This is a genomic window from Pseudoalteromonas 'SMAR', assembly GCF_048515945.1.
Taxonomy (GTDB): domain Bacteria; phylum Pseudomonadota; class Gammaproteobacteria; order Enterobacterales; family Alteromonadaceae; genus Pseudoalteromonas.
Genome location: NZ_JBLWMW010000017.1, coordinates 13,217 through 29,055, shown reverse-complemented (window position 1 = coordinate 29,055; position 15,839 = coordinate 13,217). Strand labels below are relative to the sequence as shown.

At 46.2% G+C, this 15,839-nt stretch carries 12 protein-coding genes; 7 read left to right on the top strand and 5 right to left on the bottom strand.

Translation table 11 applies throughout. The features are described from left to right. Positions 1 to 23: 23 nt before the first annotated feature. Positions 24 to 3,491: an ATP-binding protein gene (locus ACNKW2_RS09040; protein WP_419148263.1), complete on the top strand. Its 3,468-nt coding sequence runs from the start codon at positions 24 to 26 to the stop codon at positions 3,489 to 3,491. Between the two features lie 58 nt (positions 3,492 to 3,549). On the opposite strand, the gene ACNKW2_RS09035 is transcribed toward ACNKW2_RS09040, so the two are convergent. After that, positions 3,550 to 4,005 (bottom strand): HugZ family pyridoxamine 5'-phosphate oxidase, encoded by a 456-nt coding sequence (locus tag ACNKW2_RS09035; RefSeq protein ID WP_419148262.1) that lies wholly within the window; start codon positions 4,003 to 4,005, stop codon positions 3,550 to 3,552. Positions 4,006 to 4,223: 218 nt separating this feature from the next. Between ACNKW2_RS09035 and ACNKW2_RS09030 the strand changes: the two genes are divergently transcribed. After that, the gene (locus ACNKW2_RS09030; protein ID WP_419148261.1) at positions 4,224 to 6,248 is read left to right on the top strand and encodes a methyl-accepting chemotaxis protein; all 2,025 of its coding nucleotides are present in this window, start codon (positions 4,224 to 4,226) and stop codon (positions 6,246 to 6,248) included. A gap of 87 nt (positions 6,249 to 6,335) precedes the next feature. Here the strand turns inward: ACNKW2_RS09030 and ACNKW2_RS09025 are convergent, their stop codons facing one another. Then, complete coding sequence (locus tag ACNKW2_RS09025) at positions 6,336 to 6,836, bottom strand: helix-turn-helix transcriptional regulator (RefSeq protein ID WP_419148260.1); 501 nt, start codon at positions 6,834 to 6,836, stop codon at positions 6,336 to 6,338. A 152-nt stretch (positions 6,837 to 6,988) separates the two neighbouring features. Here ACNKW2_RS09025 and ACNKW2_RS09020 point away from each other — a divergent pair, with 152 nt between their 5' ends. The 4 genes from ACNKW2_RS09020 to ACNKW2_RS09005 are packed head-to-tail and all read left to right on the top strand — an operon-like array spanning position 6,989 to position 12,119. Further along, a complete protein-coding gene (locus tag ACNKW2_RS09020; RefSeq protein ID WP_419148259.1) occupies positions 6,989 to 8,017 on the top strand; it encodes a hypothetical protein in 1,029 nt (342 codons plus the stop codon). Between the two features lie 2 nt (positions 8,018 to 8,019). After that, on the top strand, positions 8,020 to 11,106 hold the full coding sequence (locus tag ACNKW2_RS09015) for an efflux RND transporter permease subunit (protein ID WP_419148258.1): 3,087 nt from the start codon (positions 8,020 to 8,022) through the stop codon (positions 11,104 to 11,106). Then, entirely contained in the window at positions 11,081 to 11,413 is a 333-nt protein-coding gene (locus ACNKW2_RS09010) for a DUF3240 family protein (protein WP_419148257.1), read from the top strand. The genes ACNKW2_RS09015 and ACNKW2_RS09010 overlap by 26 nt, the downstream gene beginning before the upstream one ends. Further along, positions 11,403 to 12,119, top strand: coding sequence for a cytochrome b/b6 domain-containing protein (locus tag ACNKW2_RS09005; RefSeq protein ID WP_419148256.1), 717 nt, complete (start codon positions 11,403 to 11,405; stop codon positions 12,117 to 12,119). Before ACNKW2_RS09010 ends, ACNKW2_RS09005 begins: the two co-directional genes overlap by 11 nt. Here ACNKW2_RS09005 and ACNKW2_RS09000 read toward each other — a convergent pair. From ACNKW2_RS09000 to ACNKW2_RS08990, 3 genes are all read right to left on the bottom strand, one after another. Beyond that, positions 12,085 to 13,308, bottom strand: coding sequence for an iron-containing alcohol dehydrogenase (locus tag ACNKW2_RS09000; protein WP_419148255.1), 1,224 nt, complete (start codon positions 13,306 to 13,308; stop codon positions 12,085 to 12,087). The genes ACNKW2_RS09005 and ACNKW2_RS09000 overlap by 35 nt on opposite strands. Positions 13,309 to 13,415: 107 nt before the next feature. Then, positions 13,416 to 14,153, bottom strand: coding sequence for a transporter substrate-binding domain-containing protein (locus tag ACNKW2_RS08995; protein WP_419148254.1), 738 nt, complete (start codon positions 14,151 to 14,153; stop codon positions 13,416 to 13,418). A gap of 158 nt (positions 14,154 to 14,311) precedes the next feature. Beyond that, positions 14,312 to 14,968 carry a hypothetical protein gene (locus ACNKW2_RS08990; RefSeq protein ID WP_419148253.1) on the bottom strand — a complete coding sequence of 219 codons (657 nt, stop codon included), beginning with the start codon at positions 14,966 to 14,968 and terminating at the stop codon, positions 14,312 to 14,314. Between the two features lie 278 nt (positions 14,969 to 15,246). Between ACNKW2_RS08990 and ACNKW2_RS08985 the strand changes: the two genes are divergently transcribed. Next, a complete protein-coding gene (locus ACNKW2_RS08985) occupies positions 15,247 to 15,834 on the top strand; it encodes an ABC transporter ATP-binding protein (RefSeq protein ID WP_419148252.1) in 588 nt (195 codons plus the stop codon). Positions 15,835 to 15,839 lie beyond the last annotated feature (5 nt).

The window sequence follows — 15,839 nt, the reverse complement described above, 5'->3', positions numbered from 1 at the left end:
TGTCTCTGCACAAGGGAGGTACCATGGAACGACTACTACAACGCCATAAAAAAAGCCGCACATCCTATGTGTTTTCAGGACTGAACATCACGTTCTTTCTATTACTTCTAGCCGGTGGGGTGTTTTTTCACCTGCAACAAACTGCAGGCCAAACGGCTTTTTACCAAAAAGAGCTGCAAAACAATGCTCAAGAAGTCGAGAGTCATTTCGCTGCGGTGTTGCAGCGGTATCGGCGCGGCCTAGGATTTTTGTCTAACACACCGCCAATCTCTGGGTTACATCGGGCCGAGATGAATGCCGGTGTAGACCCTTTGGATGGCACCGAGTACCAACAGTGGGTTAAGCGACTCGAAACCATCTTCACTTCTTACATGCAGTTTAACCCTGATATCGACCAACTGAGAGTGATTAAAGCCACTGGTGAGGAAGAAATCCGCATTGAGCGCGATGAGGGGCAGATTGCTCCTGCCATTGACCTGCAAGATAAGTCCGACCGCAGTTATTTCAACAATGCGATGCAGTTGCCGCGCAAAAAAGTATACGTGTCGGCGATTGAGTTAAATAAAGAGTACGGCGAAGTGGAGTACCCTATCAAGCCGGTAATTCGTTTTGCTATGCCTTTATACAATGAAGCCGATACGCCTTGGGGAGTCATTATTCTAAACCTCAAAGCACAACCACTGCTAAACAACATGCAAGCCCTGCTTGAGCCCCCTGAGCAATTGTTGCTTATTAACAACACGGACCATTTTATCCTCCATCCAGATAGCAATTTGATGTTCTCGCAGTACTTAGCAGAGCAGCACACCTTTACAGCAACCTACCAGCAACAAGCAGAGCAAGGCACCGAACTGTCTGTGTTTACGGACCAAGCAGGCAATCAGCTACTTGGCTTGTCTCAACAGTTAAAATATGGTTTTGGCGACGCCCAAGTGATGCAAGCGCTGGTGATGTTACCTAAAAGTGCCTTGACGGCAGCGGTCATTAAGCGCGATATCACCTTTTATGGTGTGCTGTTGCTGATCACCGCGCTGCTCTACGCCGGTGTGATTTTTTATCGCCGTATGGCGCAAAAAAGCAGTGAGCTTGCCGAGGCCCAGCAATTGGCCGGCAGTATCGTTAATCAGTCTTTTGATGCCATTCTCAGTGTCGATGAAAATGGCGATATTTTAAGCTGTAACCAAGCTGCCGAGACATTACTTAAGGTGTCGGCTGCGAAAGTAGTGGGAGAGTCCATTAGCTCTTTAGCTGCCTTTAACCAGTTTGATGTGCAAAAAGCCGTTGCAGGTCTCGCTAACGCCAACAACAAACACCGTATTTTGGATTGGCATATTCCGGGCACTGAACACTCTGGCGATAAGCAGTTAACTTTAAGCTTAAGCATGATAGCGCCTAAAGCAGGAGCCAGTCATTTGGCCATTATTATTCGCGATGTCACCGCGCAAGTCCAAGCCGAAGCTGAAATTAAGCAAATGAACCAGATGCTTGAGCAAGAGGTGGCGGAGCGCACCAAAGAATTAAAGCAAGCACGGGATGAAGCACAAAAGAGCAGTGAAATTAAAAGCCAGTTTATCTCCAGCATCAGTCACGAGATCCGCACTCCCCTTAATGGCGTTATCGGTGGGTTAAAATTACTGCGTAATGAACCGCAAACCAGCAAAGCGCAGCACTACATTGATTTGATTGACACTAGCACCGATGCCTTAGGGGTGCTTATTAATGATGTACTGGACTTATCGAAAGTTGAAGCTGGCAAATTAGAGCTGGTGGCTACTCAGTTCTCAGCAAAGGATTTAGTGGAATCGCTGTGTAAATCCATGGCCATAAAAGCCTACGAAAAAGGCTTAGAATTGTTTATTGATGTCAGCGGTGTGAAATCTGCCCAAGTAGAGCAAGATAAAAACCGGCTCTCACAAATTCTCAATAACCTCATTAATAATGCCTGCAAATTCACTCACAAAGGTTACGTTGCGGTCAAGGCGTGGGAAGAGCCGCTGCCTGATGGCCACAGCCATTTGTGTATTAGCGTCACCGACACCGGTATCGGCATCTCTGAGCAACAACAGAGCAAATTGTTTGAGTCTTTTTCTCAAGCCAATCCCAATATCGCGATTCAATATGGTGGTACCGGGTTAGGCTTAGCCATTAGCCGCCAACTGGCGATTATGTTAGGAGGCGACATTAAGTTTGCTTCAACCCAAGGGCGCGGCTCTGAATTTACCGTTAGCATTAAGGTAAAACAAACTGAGGAAGATGAAGTCGTCACCAAACCCTTAAAGCACAAAAGAATTGCCATTTGCGCAGAAAATCGCCATGTTGCCAGTTGGCTGCAAGACACGCTCGAAAACCTTGGTGCCCAGGTGTTTGCCAGCGACTCTTTACCGAAGGACGATACTCATTACCAACTAAAAGAGGTGGATGCCTTTATTGCCGAGCAAGACTGTTTGATTTCGTCGCCTTTTTATCAAGCTATTCAAAATGGCCAAGCCGATGAGTTACCGCAAGTTATTTTACTCACAGCGCCAGGTGAAGAGCTGCAAATTAAGTATCGCGACAAAGCCGTTGTTCAGCTTACTAAACCCGTAGCGGTAACCGACTTGTTAAAGCTACTCACGGGGTCAAAGCACCGCAAACACGCAGATAAACCAGAAGACGTCGAGCAACAAATCTCACGCTTGATCATTGAAAAAATCAGTGGTGCTAATGTGCTTATCGTCGATGACAACGAAACCAACTTAGCCATTGCAAAAGGAGCCTTAGAGACTTTACCTATCACCATAAAAACCGCCAGTAATGGGCTGGAGGCAGTCGATAAGCTAAAAAACATGGCGGCCAATGCAGACCCTTGCCACTGTGTCTTAATGGATTGCCAAATGCCAATATTGTCTGGCTACGATGCCACCCACCGGATCCGCAACGGCAAAGCTGGCAGTGACCATGAAAACGTCGCCGTGGTTGCCATGACCGCCAGTGCCATGTCGGGAGAGCGGGAAAAATGCATCGCCAGTGGTATGGATCATTACATCACTAAGCCCATCGACTTCAACGAAGTACAGCGAGTGGTCACCGAGTATTTAGCGAAAAATTACACCGCAACGCAACAGCCCAAGGCGGCGTCCACCAGTGTTGCTAGTGACGAGCTCGCTGCTGCGGTGGCGTGGGATAAACAAAGTGCACTACAGCGCTTGCGCGGTAAAACCGAGTTATTCAAACAAATTTGTCAGTTATTTGTAGACCGAGTACCGGAAAAAATTACCGAGTTAGAGACGGCCATGAACGCAGAGTCGTATGATGATCTGCGTAAAGCGGCCCATGCCCTAAAAGGCATGTGCTCGGATATTGGCGCTACTCAAGTGGCAAAGGTATTACAAGACATTGAAACTGGGGCGACCAAAGACATTGATGTTCAAGCGCTAACCGACTTGCAAATACAAGCGGTTAACTTGCTGTGGCAGTTACGAGAGATAGTGGAGCACTATATTCAGCAATAACGTCACTGAGTAACTTATCGCTGGCGGATGCGCCCTAGGAGCTGAAGTTAGGGGTAGGTTATTCATACCATTGTTGTTTTTCTAGCCAAAAAGCCTGGCCAAAGCCGCCAATATAGCGCACTCGCTGCACCGTTAAACGCCAAATATGAAAGTCAGCCAACTCGGCGTACTGCGCCGCTTTTGGGTGTTGCTCAACAAATTCAGAGATAAGTGTTTGGCTGCTGTCGCGGGTGAGTTTTTCAGCGTTTGCCATTACGGTGACGCGCGGGTTTTCGGCATCATCTTGCTGTTGTTGGTTAAGGATCATAAACGACAGCTGCGGATGCTTAGCTAAGTTTTTACTGTGCTGGGCAATATCGCTAATGAATAAATAAAAATGGTTATCCTCACCATAGAGGTACTGTGCGACCGATGCGAAGGGAAAATCTTTTCTATTATTGGATAGAGTTGATAAAAATAGGCTGTTATGGCTTGCGCAGAGGCTTTGCGCTTGTTGTAACGCGGCTTTTCGCATCAGTAAAATCCTTGATTTGCAATGGAGCGGTTGTAATAAATACTCTACTGAAATTGTAACCCGTGGCAGCACAAAGCAAAAGTACAATAAAAACTAAGCTAAACCATGAGATACGACTACTATTAAAATAAGGAACAGCGGGGAAATTTAGAGTAATTACTTGGTTTTTAAGTCAATTTGTAACATAGTTTATTTACTCAACAGTGAGCAATACCATTATGCTAAGTAAACTAACAATAAAACAAAAAATTACTTTAGGCTTTAGTGCCTTAGGCATGCTGCTAGTGTTGGCATGCGTGCTAGCTTATGCCGCATTGGCGCAAATTCAAGCGGCAAACCAAAATATGGCGCAGGTAACCCTGCCTATTCAACGGGGTGCCGATGAGCTGCAACTGGAACAAGTTAAATTAAGTAAGTTGATTTCACAAGCATTCACTTACGATGACGCCCAGCAAATCCAACAGGCCCAAGAAAAATTTCGTCGTCAGCAGCAACTCTACCAGGCAAAACAGCAACAACTGGTGGGCTTAACGTCCAATATGCCGCAAATCTCTCAACAATTGCAGCAAACCTTTGCCGTAGGGGAGCAGCTCAGTGACGCGGCGCAACAAATGCTGCAAGCAAAAGCCAATGCGGTGACCGAGCTGCAAGCCATTCAGTCACAGTTTCAAGCGCTACAGCAAGTCAAAACTCAGGCCAGTAATGCCATGCTTGATATCGAGTTGCTCGAGACCGATCAGGCACGGCAGCTAGAGGAAATGGTTGGCACCGGCATTCGCATTGATGACATGCTCTTTACTTTAGAAAACAACAGTAAGCAAATCGCCAGCTTAAACCTAGAGCAAATTGAATTACACCAGCAAGACATGTTGTTTTTACTGGATAACATTAAAACCAACATGGCCTTTCTTGAGCGCCAAACCTATGGCATTGATGCCGATGAATTATTAACGCAATTTAATCAAGCCATGAGCGAGCTTAATCGTTTGTTGCGGGAACCCGGCTCTTTGTATCGTGCTGTGGAAAGTAAGTTACAGCAACAACAGCGAGCAGCAAATATGTACCGCCAAGCTGAGCAGCAAGCGCAAACGGTGATCAATCAGCTAGAGAAAGTGCAGCAGCAAGCAAACTCGACGTTTAACACATCGCAACAGTACACTGATACCTTGATCGCTCGGGCGCAAAATATGGCGATTATTTTAGTGGTGATCTTCTTTGCCCTCGGGGCATTTATCTCGGTGTCTACCAGTAGAGCTATGCTGGGGCCATTGGCGGCGGTGAATAAAATGCTTAAATACTTGGCAGCAGGAGACTTTTCTCGCTCAATGGCCAAGCGCCATGAGGATGAGTTTGGTCAGCTAATCGATAACATTAACCAAGTGAAAGATAACTTGCGGGGGTTGTTAGAAGCGGTTAATCATCAAGTACATGAACTAGAAAGTTTGTCTGAAGATTCGTTAGCCGAGAGCAAGCAAGTAGCGAGCAATGCCAACCAACAAATGCAGCGGCTGCAAAGCGCCAACCAATTAGCACAAGACATTGCTAGCAGTGCGGTGTCGGTGTCAGAGCGTTCAGCAGAAAGTTTAACCAGTATCCACAGCGCCAATCAGCACAAATCTTCGGCCAGTGAGTTTACCCAAAATAATAAGCAGCATATTCTGTCGTTAAGCACCCGTATGTCTGATGCGGTTGACTCAATGACGAAGTTGACCAACCACAGCGAAAGTATTGGCAGTATTTTAGATACTATTTCTGCCATTGCTGAGCAAACCAACTTATTAGCACTCAACGCCGCGATTGAGGCGGCACGAGCGGGCGAGCAGGGCAGAGGCTTTGCCGTGGTGGCCGATGAGGTGAGAACCTTGGCGTCACGGACGCAACAGTCCACCAACGAAATTAACGAGAAAATAGCCGCACTGCGTCAAGATACCCAGCAGGCCTCAGAGGCGATAAACCAAGGACAGCAAGACGTGGAGTTATGCGTTGCACAAAGCGAGTCGTTGTCACAAGCAATGGAAGAAATTGCTTCTGCCTTAACCCAGGTGACTGAGTTGAGTGAGCAGGTGCATCAGGCCGCAGACACTCAAGCGACGGATTGTCAGCAAATTGAGCAGGCGATGGTTGAAGCGGAGCACACCGCGGATGATAACGCCAAAGCAATGCAAAATCTCGCCAAAGGCAGCGAGTCATTGAGCCGCTTTTCGCACCAGTTAGCCACCTTAGTAGAGCGTTTTAAATTGTAGTCGCTTTGAGCTTTATGAGTAAAGGTTGCGCTCTTAGCAGGGCAACCTTTGTTGTTGCTCAAGGGATTAAGCGGCCATGCTTAGTGGCTATTTTTCTGGCGTTAGAAAGTCCTCAAAAAACCAAGCTGCAAAGGCATGGCGGCCATCGACTTGGGCTTTGCTGTATATATTCGATGCTTGTTGACGCACGGTTTTTTCTTTGGTGTCGCGCACGGCGCTGATCTCGCGAAAGCTCAACCCTTTTAAAAGTAACATGGCGACCTGCTGCTCGCTTTGGCTAAGTTGCCAAGCGTGAAACTGCTGATAGATAAGTTCACTGTATTGGCTACGAGCCGCTCTCATTTGGCTCGATATATGCTCAAGCTCGGTATCGGTGCGAGCTAATTCCAGCTTTAGTTTTTCAATATGCTGAGTACGGCGCTTAATTTCAATAATTAAGAACACAAACCCCACCGCAGAGGCAAACACAATTAAGCTTTCTTCAATGATGTGCCAGGTCGGTACCCCTAAAGAGATGTCAGTGATGACATCAAAGAAATTAAGCACCATGATGATGCCAAGTAAGATTGCAATAAAAATATCTTTCATTTTATTTCAATAGGTTAGTTTTAATTATGGGACATGTGTCTAAGCCGAAACACGCCTTTGCCCGATGCCACCTGTGATAAGACCTGCCATAGTTTACCCTGATTTTGACCAGGTTGTCGCCACTTTGCGGCACGATTAATTAGGTTGGACATATGCGTCAGTTCCATTTTTCTTTTTGCCAGTTTTTAGCTTGTTTTCCTGTTGCTGTTATTTTCAGTATCAACATCGCCATTGCCGAAGAATCTATCGCGTTGTCGGCGCTGGGTCAGTACCCAAAGCAATTTAGTCAAGTTATGGCCGTTAAACAAGTGAAAGCTAGGGCGGTCAGCGGTTTTGTTACCACTAGGCCAGGTTCGACTTATCAAGTCGTTTTGCCATTTACGCCACAACAAACCCAGTTCCTCCCTGTTGCCGGGCAGCAGGTAAAGCAGGGTCAAGCGGTAGCCTATCTTGATGGGCTGGATGTTCAGCACTTTTTCAAGCAACTTGAAGCGGCGAAAACCGTTTATTTAGAGTCCGCGAAACACCTGCAAAACATTCAACATTATGCTGATAGCCAAACCTTAAAGCGCGGCGAGTGGTTAGCGGTAAACAAGCGTCACCTTGAAGCAAAGTTACATTATGAGCATTTATCTCACATCAATGAATTGCTCACTATTACTGAGCAGGGGCAAGTGCAGATATTAAGTCCCAAAACTGGGGTAATAAGTATCAACACCACATCGTCATCAGCGCTATTTTCGGTGGTGGCAAACAGTGACATTGTGGTGAGAGCACAGCTTCCCACATCCCAAGCAAATACTCTAGAGTCAGTGGTCAATCTAACGGGAGGGTGTGATTTGCAACTAATAGCCGTTGAGCAGGTTGTACAAGACTTTCATCAAACGGTGTGGTTAACAGCTCAGACACCATGTAAATTGCGGCTTGGACAGCAATTGATGCTACAGCCTGTGGTGACAATGCCCGGATACCTAGTGCCTATTACTGCTGTGTTCGAGCTAAATGATAGCAATTATGTGGCTATCAAACGAGGACAAAGGTTGAATTTGGTGGCAGTAACAATTACGGCAAAGCAAGGGCCGCATTACGTGGTAAACAGTAATGAGCCACTACTCGATGCATCTGTACTAAGCAGTTCCGTGAGTATAGCTCAAGGCCTATTCCTCGGCTTAGGGGAGTAACTATGTTTGATTTCTTCATCCGCTTTTCACTGATGCAGCGAGTATTTGTTTCACTACTTACTTTACTCGTTATTGGTATAGGTATCCGGTCATGGCTAAACTTACCTATTGATGCTTTTCCTGATATCGCACCGACCCAAGTTAAGGTGGTGTTGAAAGCACCAGGAATGACGACTTCTGAAATAGAAACGCAAGTTACTCGAGTAGTGGAAACTGAGTTACTAGGGATCCCGTCACAACAAACATTGCGTTCCACCACAAAATACGCCATTACGGATATCACCATCGATTTTGTTGCCGGCACTGATATTTATTGGGCAAGGCAACAGGTGAATGAGCGAATTTTGGCGCTTTTTCCCAGCCTACCGGAAAACGTAACCGGTGGTGTAGCACCAATGAGTACGCCGCTAAGTGAAATGTTTATGTTCACAGTAACCAATGACGCCCTCTCTTTGCAACAGCGTCGTGAGTTACTTGATTGGCAGATCCGACCTGCACTTCGCAGTGTTGCTGGGGTGGCTGATGTGAACAGCCTCGGTGGCTATGTGAAAACATACGAGGTCTCCCCAAAATCTCAAGCTATGCAAGCGCTTAATGTGTCGCTTGCAGAAATCGAAGCGGCGATTGTTGAACATAATATCAATGGTGGTTTGGGGCGTATTAACAAAGGCAGCGATAGCATAGTGGTGCGAACTCAGGGTAAGTTGAGTGAGCTTGAAGATCTGAAGCAATTATTGATCCGCTCGGATAGTCGTGGCTCTGTCTTTTTAACTGACGTGGCTACGGTTAATTTTGGTCATTTGCGTCGTTATGGTGCGGTGAGCAAAGATGGTGAGGAAGCGGTTCAAGGGTTAGTTATCGCGCTAAAAGGCGCGAATACGGATGCTGTGGTGGCTGCGGTTAAAGCCAAGTTAAAGCAGCTAGCACCAAGCTTGCCCAAGGGAACTCATATTAATGTTTTCTATGATAGGTCTATTCTTATTAAAAAAGCCGTCAATACCATCACCAATGCATTATTCCAGGCGATTATCTTGGTGATGATACTGCTGGCGGTCTTTCTGGGCAATATCCGAGCTGCTTTGGTGGTTTCCCTCTCATTACCGCTGGCTGCACTGGCCACTTTTATACTCATGGACTTCTTTTCGATTTCTGCCAATTTAATGAGTCTAGGAGGACTGGTTATTGCCATTGGTATGTTGGTAGATGCTTCGGTGGTGGTAGTGGAAAATACCGTTAATCATTTATCACAGCAGCAAAAATTACCACGTTTGCATATTATTTATCGAGCGGCAAAAGAAGTGGCTACGCCAACCATTTCTGGCACCTTTATCGTGATTATTGTTTTTGCTCCACTGCTCACGCTGCAGGGTCTTGAAGGTAAACTGTTTTCTCCCGTAGCGCTTACCATTGTATTTGCCATGATCGCTGCACTTATAATGGCATTCACTGTGATCCCGATGTTGGCCTCTATCCTGCTTTATAAAGAGATAGGAGCAGAACCGAAATTTATCACCCGTTTGCAATCGTTTTACTATCACACTCTTCGTATTGCGATACCTAAAGCTCGGTTACTGACTGTCATTGCCATGACATGTTTAGGAGGCAGTCTATGGCTCTTTGGTGGGTTAGGAAAAAGCTTTATGCCGACCTTAGATGAAGGCGACATAATCGTGCAGCTGGAAAAGTCGCCAGCTATTAATTTATCGGCGTCAACTAAGATAGACACGGCCATAGAAAGTGCCTTGTTGGCACGTATACCTGAAGTGCTGCAAGTGGTTGCTAGAACGGGCTCTGATGAGTTAGGCCTAGACCCAATGAGCCTTAATGAAACGGATGTTTTTATGGAGTTAAAGCCCCAAGATGAGTGGCGCTTCGATAGTAAGCGCCGTTTAATCTCAGAGATCCGCACAGTATTAAATGATTACCCTGGTATCAATATTAACTTTACCCAACCCATTCAGATGCGAGTCTCTGAAATGCTCACCGGTGGCACAGGCGATGTGGCGATTAAGGTATTCGGTAACGATGTGATGCAGTTGACAAAGTTGGCGGCTCACATTGAACAACAAGTGACTGCAACTACTGGAAGTAAAGATACTCAAACGGCCTTGGTTGCCGGAGGAAAGTACCTCAGTATTAAACTCAAGCCTGAAGTGGCTGCCCGGCTCGGTCTTTCTGTGGTTCAGCTCAGTGATTACTTAAAACCTTTTATTGAGGGTCGTGTGATCTCCCAAGTGACTCATGCTAATAAATCAACGGACATTTTACTTGCCAGCTCGTCGCTGCCTGAGCGACAGCAGATCCAATCCGTGGCTGAGCTTAGCTCCTTGCCCGTGTTATTACCGAACGGCAAGTTGGTACCTTTAGAAAATCTTGCGGAAATTAGCGTGAAACATGAACCCTTATTGATTGAGCGTGAGAATGCTCAGCGCTTCGTAGCCATTAGTACCAATGTCTCGGGCCGTGATGTGGTTGGTTTTGTTGCAGAGCTTCAGCAGCGTATTGGTGAGCAAATACTTATCCCCAGTGGTTATCGAATCGAGTATGGTGGTGAATTTGAGAATCAGCAGCGTGCCATGAATAACTTGATGGTCGTGATCCCTGTCGCCTTGCTGTTAATATTTGTTATTTTATTCAGCACTTTCCGCTCGTTAAGGCTAGCGGTTTTAATCTTGGCCAACATACCTTTTGCTTTGATGGGCGGGATCTTTGCGTTATTTATAACTGCGCAATATCTATCCATTCCAGCTTCAATTGGTTTTATCGCACTACTGGGTGTCGCGGTGTTGAATGGGGTGGTGATGGTGAGCTACTTTGAGCAAAGTAAATCTCACTACACATGTATTCAAAGCAGAGTATTGCATGGAGCTAAAAGACGCTTGCGGCCTGTGTTGATGACCGCTACAACTGCTATGTTTGGCTTATTGCCTCTAGCGTTCGCTGTGGGCCCTGGAGCCGAAATCCAAAAACCATTGGCCATAGTGGTTATTGGTGGTCTCATTACCTCTACCGTTACCACTTTGTATTTATTGCCTATTTTCTATCAACTCGTGGAGCAGTCTCGTGTCAGAGCAAAATATTCAGTTTAATTTTGTTGTGAATCTATCACAACAAGAACGAGTGATTGATCACTTAATGACTTATGAAACGATCTCAGGGTTTAGTATCGTGCCTATAAAGGGCTTTTCAAAATACCACAGTAGTTTCGATATTGCAGAGCAAGTAAAAGGGTACCGCCAGCAGGCGTCATTTCAAGTGATTGTATCAAGTGTTGAGCTAGCGCAATTAAAAGCCAGCTTGGCAAGGTTATTATCAAACCAAAGGGTGAGATATTGGTGTGTGATAGTAAACGACACCGGTCACCTTAATAACGAGGAGATAGCTGATGAGCAATGAAAAAATAGCGGTGTATGTTTGGAGTAAAAAGATCCGGGTGTTCCATTGGCTTAACGTGATTGCTATAACACTGCTGCTTGTTATTGGCATTATGATTCTGAATGCTAAGCTGCTTGGTGTCAGCAGTGACGGAAAAGTATTACTGAAGACAGTGCATGTGCTGGTGGGCTATGTGTTTGTGGCCAACCTACTGGTCAGGCTGTTATTTGGCTTAATAGGTAAAGGCTACGAACGCTTTAGTAAAACCTTGCCATTTTTTTCAGGGTTTACCGCCGAGTTGCACGCCTTTAAAAAAGACCCTGAGCGGGCGTATCAAGGCCATAACCCTTTGGGCAAACTTATGGTAGGGGCACTGTTTTTATTGCTGACCGTCCAAGCCACATCAGGATTAGTATTGGCGGGGACGGATATTTATTACCCGCCTTTTGGCGATTACTTTGCTCACAGTGTTGCGCTAGATAAAACGCAGGTTGACTTGATTAAGCCCTATTCCAAGGACAATGTTGACCCTGAGGAATATCAAGCAATGCGAACGTTCCGAAGTCCTTTTATCACTTTGCATGTATACACTTTCTATGCCTTATTAGTGCTGATCCCCTTGCATATCATTGGCGTGGTGATCGCGGAGAAACGCCAGCGCAGTGCCTTAGTGTCGGCAATGATCAATGGCGTTAAGTATTTGCCGAAAGACCGTCATCGCCACTAGCAATGCCGGCAATAATGGTTTGGCATTGCGATAAGTTCATAAATTTCGGAACCGGGTAGTCGGGATGAGCCTCGTTCAAAGCATGCTGCGCCAGCAGGGTAACGTCTTGCGGCTGTATCTCTGGCAGGGTTCGAACGATTTTAAGCTCAGTTAACAAGGTGTCGATGTGCGCTAGCAAAGCCTCAGCACGTTGGCGTTGGGGAGCATTGGTTGAGCCAATATGGCAATGATCTGCGATGGCAGCCAAGGTGGGGTGGATAGCATCCCCATACCAATGTAAAACTGGCAACAGCAACACCGCATTGGCTAAGCCATGAGGAGTACCGTACTGGGCACTGAGTTGGTGCGAAATAGCATGGACGTAACCCACCGAGGTACGAGTAAAAGCTTGGCCTGCATAATGTGACGCTAATAACAGTTCCTCAGCCGCGTGTTCATCTTGGCTATCTGTCATTGCTTTGGGTAGGTAAGTAAAAATGGCTTGGCATGCACTGAGCGCACGAGCGCGACTAAAAGACAAGCAGTTGATGCTCAGCAAAGCTTCGATAGCATGGGTGAGGGCGTCTATTGCGGTGGTGGCTTTAATCTGCGCTGGCATACTGAGAGTCAGTTCTGGTAGCAATACGGCATGGTGGGGCACTAAACAAAAATCAGTGGCAGCGTATTTTTCAGCAACATCAGGGTCGTTGACCACAGCGGCGACGGTGGTTTCTGAGCCGGTACCTGCGGTGGTAGGAATGGCGATATTAGCAGGAAGGCGCTTTATCACTTTAAACAACCCTTTAAGCTGTTTTACGGATTTGTTGGGCTTTACTACTCGTGCGCCAATGAGCTTTGCGCAATCCATCACCGAACCGCCGCCTAACGCGATAATGGCACGGCAATGGTGTTGCTGGTATACACTCAGACCAGACTCGACATTATCTATGGTTGGGTTAGGCAGCACTTGGTTGAAGTAAACGGCGTTAAGGTTGCCGTGTTGCAGCGCTTCATCCACGACTTTATGCAAGGCTAAACGCATTAATACCTCGTCGGTAACCACTAATACCTTATCGCCATGGCTAAGCCCTAAGTTGGCAATGGCCAAAGCTAACCCTTTACGACCGCGATAAAGCTGGGGGTTGGGGATCCCCACCACAATCACAATCATTTTTAAGAGCCAATGGTAAATACGGTAAAGCCAAGTCATAGTCTATATTTTGTTATTATAATCAGCAGCAAGCTACTTTCCTGAAAACTCTACTGTAGCCAGCTTTTGATTGATTTAGCAAACCTTTATTACTGTAATGGACCGAGTTATTGGCAATCCAACAGATTTTCTTGCTGCGGTAAGACACGCTGGGCCGCTTGCCTTAGGTGTTTAACATAGTCTTCAGGGGCACTGGGGTGGGCGGTTAAATATAAGGTTTTACTTAATGTTGGCGCCACCAATACTTTTCGCCAAGAGTGGGTAACGCCCATGCTACTGGCAAGCTGCTCAACAAAGCGTTGCGCACCGAAAATAAAATCAATGCGTTGACGCTGCATAAGCTCGCCAGCTTGACTGAGACTGGAAACGCTCAGTAAGTTGTCATCGGGCTCAAAACCACGCTCAAGCAGAAATTGTTCTGAGGGTTGATTAGCCGCCACTGCCACCGTATGGCGCTTAATTTTATTGAGGTGCCAGTCTTGTTCCTCAAGGTCGAGCTCAGGGCGGATAAAAAAAGCAATATGCATTTCACACAAGGGAGTAAGCCAAATATAGCTTTGCTCGCGTGCTTCGGTGCGGGCCAAGGAATAAAGTAAGGCATAGCGAGATTGCTCAGCAAATCGTTGTGCCCGTGACCAAGGTAGCATAAAAATCTGGTAGTTGAGCTGGGCTTCCCACATGATTAAGCGCACTATATCGGTGGCGTAGCCAGCAATGGCGCCGTTTTGCTGCTTGGTTTGATAAGGGGGAAAATGCTCAGTGTAGATATCAACTTTGCTAGGCATCGCAGCAAAGGCGCTAAACACCGACAATATCCCTATTACGCACCCCATGAAGTAACGCATAACTCACTCCTAAGGTCGTTTTTATCAGTATAACCTAAATGTTCTGCGTTGGCTTGTCGAGATAATCGTACTGGAGTGGTGCACAGTGGTCATTAGCCGCTATGGTTGGTCAAGGCTTGATGTTGCAAGCCTTGACCAGGTTTATTGGTCAGCGCTGTTTATTCCAATATCAAGGCTTGTAGCCCTTGCTCTGAGACCACAACTAAATAGGAGCGATCAAAAGAAGCTTGGCATAAGCTTAGTGGCTCGCCTTCCAGTAAAATATCGCTATTGCAATCATCAATCCGGTACCAGCCACTTACCTGACCTTGATTAAAATGGTGGGTGTCACCGTTAATGCTTAGGGTCATGTCTGCGGCAGCTAAAATACGCATACTAAAGACACTGTCTTGATCATTGCGCTGGCGTTCAACCACGGCAATATCCAGGGTGTCACGGTTATTTTGTTGCACAACAAAGTGGTAATCTTGGTCGTGACTGACTTTAAATTTACGTCGCTCAGATAACCCCAGCTGATTAACCGATTTGGCAAAAAAGCTGATTTCACGATTAACATTGTGCTCATGACTAATACGGCTGGGCTCCATTCCTGCAGCAAGCACTTTTACACGGTACTTATCATTGGCAACGTTTCTTTCGTCACCATCGATCTCTGTATTGGCCATATGAAATGCGATTTCATACTGACTGGCATTCACCAAGTTGTATTGGTTTTTGTTGATGCTGGAGCCAAAGTTGGCGGTCTCAATGTCCTCGGAGGAGCAGGCGGTGAGTATCATTGCCAAGGGCAGGGCTAGGGCGTTACGGTAGGTCATGAAATTCTCCTTAAATCAATCTTACGGTGGTCAGGCATAGCGATAGACCTGCAAATACGGCCACTGCACGGTCTTATTGGTTGCAAGTTAGAATACAAGAGCAAGGTGTTTTTAAATGCACTGATATTGTGTGGATCTGTTTAAAACTGTAAGCACTTTGCAAAAGTACCATCATGGGGGGCAGTAAAAATTCAACTATTTGATTTTAAATGTAATTCGGTTTACTTTAGCTTGCAGATGCAATTACTTGTAGCGATCATAAGCCGATAGGGATCAATATGATAATAATAAATGGATTAACTAAGCGTTTTGGTGACTTAGTGTTGTTCGAGCACTACTCAAGGCAATTCAGCGGCGGAAAAGTGTGCATTACCGCTGATAATGGTACCGGTAAGACTACCTTACTCAGTATGATTGCCGGGCTCGATGAGCCATGCCAAGGAGAAATAGTGCTGCAGCACACACGCGCTGTTAAGCGTCATCATCTGGTTGCGTTAGCTTCTGATTGTATTCCATTCCCTGAGTTTCTTAGTGCTCGCGATCTACTGATGCTGTGTGTTAAGGCATGGCAATGCCAATTTCCTGAACACTTCATTGCTGGCTTTCACTTCTCACCCTTTCTTGATACCACTTATGCCGACTTGTCTTCCGGCAATAAAAAGAAGCTACAATTGATCAATGCCTTAATGCGACAAACGCCATACCTTTTATTAGACGAGCCCACTGCCACATTGGACCACGGGGCAGTGCAGTTCTTATTTGATGTGCTGAACCAATACCCAGGGGAAATGATTATTACCAGCCATGAACCTGAGCCATTTTTAGCGGCTGGTTTTACCTTAGTACCTTTATTTGCAGAGGCGTAACGCGG

Excerpts from the sequence above, each read along its gene's own strand:
- ACNKW2_RS09040 (WP_419148263.1), top strand. The coding sequence starts at position 24 with ATGGAACGACTACTACAACGCCATAAAAAAAGCCGCACATCCTATGTG.
- ACNKW2_RS09035 (WP_419148262.1), bottom strand. The coding sequence starts at position 4,005 with ATGCGAAAAGCCGCGTTACAACAAGCGCAAAGCCTCTGCGCAAGCCAT.
- ACNKW2_RS09030 (WP_419148261.1), top strand. The coding sequence starts at position 4,224 with ATGCTAAGTAAACTAACAATAAAACAAAAAATTACTTTAGGCTTTAGT.
- ACNKW2_RS09025 (WP_419148260.1), bottom strand. The coding sequence starts at position 6,836 with ATGAAAGATATTTTTATTGCAATCTTACTTGGCATCATCATGGTGCTT.
- ACNKW2_RS09020 (WP_419148259.1), top strand. The coding sequence starts at position 6,989 with ATGCGTCAGTTCCATTTTTCTTTTTGCCAGTTTTTAGCTTGTTTTCCT.
- ACNKW2_RS09015 (WP_419148258.1), top strand. The coding sequence starts at position 8,020 with ATGTTTGATTTCTTCATCCGCTTTTCACTGATGCAGCGAGTATTTGTT.
- ACNKW2_RS09005 (WP_419148256.1), top strand. The coding sequence starts at position 11,403 with ATGAGCAATGAAAAAATAGCGGTGTATGTTTGGAGTAAAAAGATCCGG.
- ACNKW2_RS09000 (WP_419148255.1), bottom strand. The coding sequence starts at position 13,308 with ATGACTTGGCTTTACCGTATTTACCATTGGCTCTTAAAAATGATTGTG.
- ACNKW2_RS08995 (WP_419148254.1), bottom strand. The coding sequence starts at position 14,153 with ATGCGTTACTTCATGGGGTGCGTAATAGGGATATTGTCGGTGTTTAGC.
- ACNKW2_RS08990 (WP_419148253.1), bottom strand. The coding sequence starts at position 14,968 with ATGACCTACCGTAACGCCCTAGCCCTGCCCTTGGCAATGATACTCACC.
- ACNKW2_RS08985 (WP_419148252.1), top strand. The coding sequence starts at position 15,247 with ATGATAATAATAAATGGATTAACTAAGCGTTTTGGTGACTTAGTGTTG.